At 70.4% G+C, this 8,617-nt stretch carries 5 protein-coding genes; 3 read left to right on the top strand and 2 right to left on the bottom strand.

The window, feature by feature from the left end:
* Window positions 1-31 precede the first annotated feature (31 nt).
* On the bottom strand, window positions 32-1,099 hold the full coding sequence (locus ABD151_RS08690; RefSeq protein WP_343993346.1) for an MBL fold metallo-hydrolase: 1,068 nt from the start codon (window positions 1,097-1,099) through the stop codon (window positions 32-34).
* Between the two features lie 127 nt (window positions 1,100-1,226).
* On the opposite strand from ABD151_RS08690, the gene ABD151_RS08695 reads away from it, so the two are divergent.
* Together ABD151_RS08695 and ABD151_RS08700 are read left to right on the top strand one after the other, a co-directional pair.
* Complete coding sequence (locus ABD151_RS08695; protein ID WP_343993348.1) at window positions 1,227-1,991, top strand: IclR family transcriptional regulator; 765 nt, start codon at window positions 1,227-1,229, stop codon at window positions 1,989-1,991.
* Window positions 1,992-2,021: 30 nt separating this feature from the next.
* Window positions 2,022-4,511, top strand: coding sequence for an amidohydrolase family protein (locus ABD151_RS08700; protein WP_343993350.1), 2,490 nt, complete (start codon window positions 2,022-2,024; stop codon window positions 4,509-4,511).
* Between the two features lie 7 nt (window positions 4,512-4,518).
* Here ABD151_RS08700 and ABD151_RS08705 read toward each other — a convergent pair whose 3' ends face one another.
* Window positions 4,519-5,496, bottom strand: coding sequence for an EamA family transporter (locus tag ABD151_RS08705; protein WP_343993352.1), 978 nt, complete (start codon window positions 5,494-5,496; stop codon window positions 4,519-4,521).
* Window positions 5,497-5,690: 194 nt separating this feature from the next.
* Here ABD151_RS08705 and ABD151_RS08710 point away from each other — a divergent pair.
* Window positions 5,691-8,617: (Fe-S)-binding protein (locus ABD151_RS08710; protein ID WP_343993354.1), on the top strand; the 2,927-nt coding region annotated here is incomplete at its 3' end.

Genomic DNA, 8,617 nt, shown 5'->3' on the forward strand with positions numbered 1-8,617 from the left:
AGCGCTCAGGAGGTGTCAGCTCGCGGAGGCGTCAGCTCGCGATGGTGAAGACCACGCCGTCGATGTGGTCGTCCGCCGTCGCCTGCCCCCGGGCCACCAGCACCTCGAGGTGGGCCTTGGTCTCCATCGCCGCCATGCCCTGGCTGAAGACGTCGAGGCTGTCGAAGGCGTGCTCGTGCCGGGTCCAGCCGAGGTCGCGGGCCACCTCCAGGGAGGTCGCGCCGCTGCGGCCCCGCAGCGAGCTCAGGCACTGGTTCAGCCGGTCCTCGTGGTGCGCCAGCAGCTCGTCGGCACGCTGGTGGGTGGACGGCGCGACCGGGCCGTGCGCGGGCAGCACCCGCAGGTCCGGCAGGCCGCGCACCTTGGCCAGCGAGGCCATGAACTGCGCCAGCGGCTGGTCCGCCGGCGGCACGGTGAAGCCGATCGAGGGGGTGATCGTCGGCAGCACGTGGTCGCCGGAGAACATCACGCCCTCGGCGCGGTCGGCGAAGACGTAGTGCCCCGGCGTGTGCCCGGGGGTGTGCACGGCGTCGATGCTGCGCGAGCCGACGGCGATGCTCAGGTCGCCCTCGAGCCAGCGGCTGGGCATCCCCCAGTGGCTCAGGTCGGGCAGCTCCCCGTTGTTCCCGGCACCCCACTGATCGGCGACCTCTTGGGCGCCCGCCGTGCGCAGCACCGCGGCGAACGGCGACTCGGTGAGGTCGGCGGCGTTCTGCAGCAGGTCCAGCGCAGGCTGCTCGCCGATGCCGAGCGAGACGTCGGCACCGAACTCCTTCCCGAGCACCGAGGCCATCGTGTAGTGGTCGCGGTGCACGTGGGTGACCAGGAACTGCTTGATGTCCCCGAAGCCCGAGCCGATCGTGCGCAACGAGGCGTCCAGCAGCTCGCGCGCCTCGGGGATCGCCCAACCGCCGTCGATCAGGGTCAGACCGGAGTCACCCTCGATCACGTAGACGTTGATCGCCTTGAGCGCGTCCATCGGCAGCGGGAGTGGGATCCGGTAGATCCCCTCGGCGACCTTCCAGGCGCCTTCGTCTGCCCAATGCACGCCCGAGTCGGGCGAGATGGCGTGACCGGTTGCGATTCCTCCAGTGCTCACGCTTGCCACTCTACGAAGATGCAAGCGTTTCGGCTCGGATGTCTCGGCCAGTGGCACTCGGTGTCGTTTTGGGACTTCGGTGCAAGCGGCATTGCTCGACGGCGAGTCGAGCCTGTTTGCTGGTGCCATGAGTCAGGTCCCGGCCGCCACCCGCACCCTGCGCGTGCTGCGCTTCCTGGCCTCGCAACCGGGTCCGGTTCCGCTGGACCGGATCTCCCGCGCCTGCGACCTGCCGCGCAGCAGCGCCTACCACCTGATCACCGCCATGGTCGCCGAGGGCTTCGTGGTGCACCTGGCCGAGGAGCGGCGCTACGGCCTCGGCGTGGCCGCCTTCGAGGTGGGCAGCGGGTTCGCCCGCCATGCGCCGCTGGCGCGGATCGCCCGGCGCGGCCTGGCCGAGCTGGTCGACGCCACCGGCCAGTCCGCCCAGCTCGCCGTCCTGCACGGCGGGGACGTCCTCTACATCCTGCAGGAGCGCGCCCCTGGGCGCCCGCCGCTGGTCACCGACGTCGGCGTCCGGCTCCCCGCCTACCTGACGGCGAGCGGGCGCGCCATGCTGGCCGCCCTGCCGCCGGCCCAGGTCCGCGCGCTCTTTCCCGACCGCTCGCTCTTCGTGGAGCGCAACGGCATCGGCCCACAGTCACTGAGCGCTCTGCGCACCCTGCTCAGCGAGACCCGCTCGCGCGGCCACGCCACCGAGGACGGCGAGGTGACCCCCGGGCTGGCCAGCGTCGCCGCCGCCGTCCTGGACCACAACGACTACCCGGTCGCCGGGCTCGCGCTCACCTTCTCCACCCCGGATCCGCGGACCAGCGAGCACGCGGCAGCGGTTCGCCGGGCAGCCGCCACCCTCACCGCACGACTCACCGGGCGGGGGTCGCGCACGGAGTGACCTCCACCGGGATGTGTCGTTGAGCCCTTTATGCGGAATCGCTCACTGCGTCACCTGGCGCTCTCGGTCACCCTCTCGCTCGTGCTGCTCGCCACCGTGCTGGTCGTCTCGCCGTGGCGCCTGGACGGTGGCGACACCCTGCGTGAGGTCTACGACGCGAAGAGCAAGGCGATCTCCGCCGAGGCACTCGGGGTGGCGCTCGACGACGGGCACGACCACCGGCACGACGATCCCGCGACCAAGAACACGATCACCCGGGCCGGCGAGACCGAGGGCACCACCGACCCGACCTCGGCCGCCGCGGCCCGGCGCAACACCTCCTATGCGGCCTCGCAGCGCAAGCTCCGCGACCCCGCACTGACGACGGCAGCACTGCGCTCCGCCCGCAGGACCGTCCCCGAGAGCCGCTACGCGGTGGCCGGCGGCTGCTACCGACTCGGCAACACGGCCACCCGGTTCCAGGCCAGCGACCTCGGCGTGCACCTGCTCTACAGCCCGCAGCGCGCCTTCCTCTCCGGTGCGAGCGGCACCTCGGCGACCTGGGCGGCCGGCCCGTCGGTCGCCGCCGAGTGGACCACCCAGCGCAGCGCGAAGGGCTTCACCTTCCGGCTCGGCGACGGCCGCTGGCTGCGCTATGCGGCCGGCACCTTCAGCACCGGCGCCTCCCCCACCTACTTCGCGCTGCGCACCACGACCGGCTGCTCGGCGTACCCCGAGGTCGGCACCGACGTCCGCGGCAAGCCGCACGCCGGCGTCAGCGCGTTCCAGGAGGTGCGCGGCTACATCGACCCGCACGTGCACGGCATGGCCTACGAGTTCCTCGGCGGCGAGGTCCACTGCGGCCGCCCGTGGCACAAGTACGGCGCCGCCTACGCGCTCCCCGACTGCAGCGACCTCAGCCAGCAGGGCACCAAGGGCGGCGTGCTCGACCTCGCCCTGAGCGGCGGCACCCGCGACCCGGTCGGCTGGCCGACCTTCAAGGGCTGGCCGAAGCCCGACGCGCTCACCCATGAGGGCGTCTACTACAAGTGGCTGGAGCGCTCCTGGCGCGGCGGCCAGCGGATCATGGTGAACCTGCTGGTCGAGAACGGCCAGCTGTGCAACATCTATCCGGCCAAGCGGAACTCCTGCAACGACATGGACTCGGCGCGCCTGCAGGCCAAGCGGATGCGCGAGCTCGAGCGCTACGTCGATGCGCAGTACGGGGGCCCGGGCAAGGGCTGGTACCGGATCGTCACCGACCCCTTCCAGGCCCGCAAGGTGATCAACCAGGGCAAGCTCGCCGTGATCATGGGCGTCGAGGTGAGCATCCCGTTCGGCTGCACCATGAAGCTCGACATCGCGGCCTGCGACGTCGCCCAGATCAAGAAGGGACTCGGCGAGCTCTATGACCTCGGCGTGCGCCAGATGGAGCTGGTCAACAAGTTCGACAACGCCTTGGCCGGCGTCGCCGGCGACGAGGGCGGGATCGGACCGCTGGTGAACCTGGCCAACTTCCTGGAGACCGGCAGCTTCTGGTCCATGGGGGCCTGCGAGCCGGGAGCCGGAGAGTCGACCGACAAGACCCAGCTCGGCATCCCCGACCTCTCCGGCGGCCAGGTCCAGGACGCGCTCTTCGGCGCGATCGCCCAGCTCGGCCTCTCCCTGCCGTCGCTGCCGATCTATCCCAGCGGGGCGCAGTGCAACCGACGCGGCCTGACCGACCTCGGCGAGGCGGTGCTGACGCAGATGATCGGCAAGAAGATGCTGATCGACCCCGACCACATGAGCGTCCGGGCGCGCTCGGCCACCCTGGACCTGCTGGAGCGGCGGCGGTACTCGGGCGTCGTCTCGTCGCACTCCTGGTCGACCCCCGACGCGTACCCCCGGATCTACGACCTCGGCGGCTTCGTGGCCCCGATGGCCGGCGACTCCACCGGCTTCGTGCAGAAGTGGAAGCGGCACCTGACCTGGGCCGACAAGCGGTACTACTTCGGGTTCGGGTTCGGCGCGGACATCAACGGCCTGGCCCAGCAGGCGATGCCACGCGGCGCCGATGCGAAGAACAAGGTCAGCTACCCGGTGACCGGTCTCGGCGGCGTCCGCATCGACCGGCAACGCAGCGGGCAGCGCACCTTCGACGTCAACACCGACGGCGTCGCCCACTACGGCATGTACCCGGACTGGATCGCGGACCTGGTCAAGGTCAGCGGCGGGACCGCGATCAGCCAGGACCTGGGCCGCGGCGCGGAGGCCTACCTGCAGACCTGGGAGCGCGCCCACGGCGTGCGTGCGGACTCGTGCCGCAACCCGGGCCTGCGCAAGTCCCAGGCGAAGGTCAAGCGAATGCTCAAGCGCGGGATGACCACCCGCGCCGTGATGAACGCGGTCGGCCAGCCCTACGAGCGGCTCGGCACGCGCTTCACCTTCTGCGCCAAGAAGCCGGTGCGCAATCGCTCCGGCAAGGTGGTGCGCTGGAAGAAGGTCACCACCACCGCCACGTTCTCCCAGGCCGGCCGGCTGCGCTCCGTGCGCAGCTGAGGCACCGTCAGCCGGGTTCGGGCGGCACCTCGTCGGTGGCGATCACCTGGGGCTTGCGCTCCACGGTGATCACCACCGCGACGGCGACCACGATCAGCCCGCCGCCGACGAGCATCATCGAGGTGATCGCCTCGTCGAGGATCAGCGCGCCGAGCACCACCGCGACCACCGGGTTCACGTAGGCGTAGGTGGCGACCAGCGAGATCGGCGCGTTGTGCAGCAGCCAGACGTAGGCGGTGTAGCCCACCATCGAGCCGAAGAGGACCAGGTAGACCCAGGCGATCCAGGCGTCGGTCGGGTGACCGGTGAGCCCGGCGCGCTCGCCGCGGATCACACCGAAGGTGAGCAGCAGCACCCCGCCGACGAGCATCTCGTGCACCGTGGCGACCATCGGGTCGCTCGGCATGCTCAGCCGCGGCTGGTACCAGGAGCCGAACGACCAGAACGCCGCCGCGAGCAGGACCACTGCGGTGGCGCCGAGCGGGATGTCCGCCTCGGCCCCGCCTCCGGTCAGCGCGAGCAGGGCGACGCCGACGAGGCCGACCACCACCCCGATCAGGGCGATCGCGCCCGGCCGACTCCCGGTCAGGGCGCGCAGCACCATGATGTTGAGCGGAACCGTGGCCACCAGCAGTGCGGTCACCCCGGACGGCGCCCCGCGGCTCTCCCCGATCGCCACCAGCCCGTTGCCCAGCACCGGCAGCATCAGCCCGAGGAAGGCGCAGCCGACCCATTCGGCCGGCGTCACCCGCAGCCGGGCCAGGCCACCGCGCAGCGCAAGCAGCCCGCCGAGCAGCAGACCCGCCGTCAGGAAGCGCGAGCCCATCCCGAGCAGGGGCGGGACGTCCTCGACGACGACCCGGATGCCCAGATAGGTGGAGCCCCAGATCACATAGACGAGCAGGAGTGCGACGGCGACGGCGAGCGGTGCTGCGGGCCCCGGCCCGGTTGAGCGTGAGGGTGTTGAATCGAGGGAGACGGCCACCCGTCAAGGGTGTCACCGGGCTCCGGCACAAGGCGCGCGATTTTCGGACAACCATCCACGATCCGGCGTCACCGACCGACGAAGTTACCAACGGGTAGGATTCAAGTCACCCTGGCCTAACCTGACGACCGACGAACGAGGGCAATAGGCTCGGCGCACGTATGTCTCCACCTGACTCATGAGGAGTTGGACCCATGCAGATCTTCGCGATCGTGGTCTCGTTGGCCATCACGGTCGTGGCTGTGGCACTCACCGCACGTGCGGTGCGCTCCATGCTCGCGACCATCAAGATCGGCCAGTCCGCGACTGGACGCACCGACAACCCGGGGCGCCGCACGGTGACCATGCTGAAGGAGACCTTCCTTCACACCCGCATGCTCCAATGGACCTGGGTCGGTGTTCTGCACTGGTTCGCGTTCGCCGCCTTCCTGTTCCTCTCGACGGCGGTCGGCAGCGCGTACTTCCAGCTCTTCGACCCGGAGTTCGCCTGGCCGCTGATCGGGCACTGGATCGTCTACGAGTGGACGGCCGAGATCCTCGGCCTGCTCGGCACGCTGGCGATCATCCCGCTGATCGTCTACCGACTGCGCCACCGCCCGGCCGCCGACGGCCGCAAGAGCCGCTTCTTCGGCTCGACCATGTGGCAGGCGTACTTCGTCGAGGCGATGGTGCTGCTGGAGTCCTCCGCGATCCTCTTCATCCGCGGCGCCGAGTGGAAGCTCTTCGGCCACGGCGAGCGCGCACACTTCCCGATCAGCTCGTGGATCGGCGACGCGCTCTACCCCGACTCGCACACCGCGCTCGAGAACATCATCTACTTCATCGCCATGTTCAAGATCGTCTCCGCGATGGTCTGGCTCCTGGTGATCGCCAACAACCTGACCATGGGCGTGGCCTGGCACCGGTTCACCGCCTGGTTCAACATCTGGTTCAAGCGTGAGTCCACCGAGCGCACCTCCGAGGGCGCCGTTCCGCTCGACACCGCGCTCGGCGCGCTCAAGCCGCTGACCTCGGCCGGCAAGCCGATCACGCTCGACGACATCGACGACCTCGACGAGGACTCGGTCCTCGGTGTCGGCTCGATCCAGGACTTCTCCTGGAAGGGCATCCTCGACTTCACCACCTGTACCGAGTGTGGTCGCTGCCAGAGCCAGTGCCCGGCCTGGAACACCGAGAAGCCGCTGTCGCCGAAGCTGCTGATGATGGGCCTGCGCGAGCACGCCTACGCCACCGCCGAGGGCTCCGAGTCCGCGGCTGCGCGCACCTCACTGATCGGCTCCGGCGCCGGCGAGGTCGAGCAGGGCGCCAACACCGAGGTCCAGGACTGGTTCTACAACCCCGAGGGCGCCGACTACGTCATCGACGAGGACGTCCTGTGGAGCTGCACCTCGTGTGGCGCCTGCGTCCAGCAGTGCCCGGTCGACATCGAGCACGTCGACCACATCGTCGACATGCGCCGCTACCAGGTCCTGGTGGAGTCGAACTTCCCGGCCGAGCTCAACGGTCTCTTCAAGGGACTGGAGAACAAGGGCAACCCGTGGAACATGTCGCCCAACGCGCGTCTCGACTGGGCCAAGGACCTCCCCTTCGACGTCAACGTCGTCGGCGAGGACATCGAGTCCCTGGAGTCGGTGGACTGGCTGTTCTGGGTCGGCTGCGCCGGTGCCTACGAGGACCGCGCCAAGAAGACCACCCGCGCCGTCGCCGAGCTGCTCGACATGGCCGGGGTCACCTTCGGCGTTCTGGGCAACGGCGAGACCTGCACCGGTGACCCGGCTCGCCGCGCCGGCAACGAGTTCGTCTTCCAGGGCCTGGCCCAGCAGAACGTGGAGACCTTCAAGGAGTACAAGGTCAAGAAGGTCGTCTCGACCTGTGCGCACTGCTTCAACACCCTGAAGAACGAGTACAAGCACTTCGGCATCGAGCTCGAGGTCGTGCACCACACCCAGCTGCTCAACCGCCTGGTCCGCGAGGGCAAGCTGACCCCGGTCAAGACCGGCGAGGGTGCCCACAAGCGCTCCATCACCTACCACGACCCCTGCTACATCGGTCGTCACAACGGCGTCTACGCGCCGCCGCGTGAGCTGCTCCAGGTCCTGCCGGGTGCGGAGTTCCAGGAGATGGACCGCAACTCCGAGCGCTCCTTCTGCTGTGGTGCCGGTGGCGCCCGGATGTGGATGGAGGAGACCCTCGGCGAGCGGATCAACGTCAACCGCACCAAGGAGGCCGTGGCCACCGGTGCCGACCAGATCGCCGTGGGCTGCCCGTTCTGCCGCGTGATGCTGGCCGACGGCCTGACCGCCGAGCAGGCGAACGGCGGCGCTCGCGAGGAGGTCGAGGTCCTCGACGTCGCGCAGATGCTGCTGGCCTCGGTCAAGGGCGAGGTCGCCACCAAGCTCAAGCCGGGCCAGGGGCAGGCCGCTCCGGCACCTGCCGCGAAGTCCGGCAGTGTCGCCACCAAGGCCGAGCCCGAGGCGGGCGACGTCACGCTGACCGAGAACACGGTCGCGGACCCGGCCGACGTCGGGGCCAACGCCAAGGCCAGCAGCGGCAGCTCGCTGTTCGGGGACGCTCCGGCGGCTCCGGCCGCTCCGGCCTCCTCGGGCTCGTCGCTCTTCGACGACGCCCCGGTGGCTCCGGCCGCCGAGAAGCCCGCGTCCTCGTCGCTGTTCGACGCCCCGGCCCCGGCCGCCGAGAAGCCGGCCGGCGGCTCACTCTTCGACACCCCGGCCCCCGAGGCCACGCCGGCGTCGTCGGGCGGCTCGCTGTTCGACGTCGCTCCGACCGAGGCACCGCCTGCTCCGGCCGCCGAGAAGCCTGCTGCCGACCTCGGTGGTGGCTCGCTCTTCGACGTGGCTCCCACCGAGGCGCCGAAGACCGAGGCACCGAAGGCGGAGGCACCGAAGGCGGAGGCTCCGAAGGCCGACCTGGGTGGTGGCTCGCTCTTCGACATCGCCACCCCGGCCGAGACCCCGGCACCCGCCGCTCCGGCTGCCCCGGCTGCCCCGGCTGCGGACCTCAATGCAGGCGGCTCGCTGTTCGACATCGCAGCGCCCGCCGAGGCACCCGCTGCCCCGGCTCCGGTCGCCGAGGCACCCAAGGCGGAGGCTCCGGCCCCCGC

Source organism: Nocardioides dubius, assembly GCF_039528155.1.
GTDB lineage: Bacteria > Actinomycetota > Actinomycetes > Propionibacteriales > Nocardioidaceae > Nocardioides > Nocardioides dubius.

Excerpts from the sequence above, each read along its gene's own strand:
- ABD151_RS08700 (WP_343993350.1), top strand. The coding sequence starts at position 2,022 with ATGCGGAATCGCTCACTGCGTCACCTGGCGCTCTCGGTCACCCTCTCG.
- ABD151_RS08695 (WP_343993348.1), top strand. The coding sequence starts at position 1,227 with ATGAGTCAGGTCCCGGCCGCCACCCGCACCCTGCGCGTGCTGCGCTTC.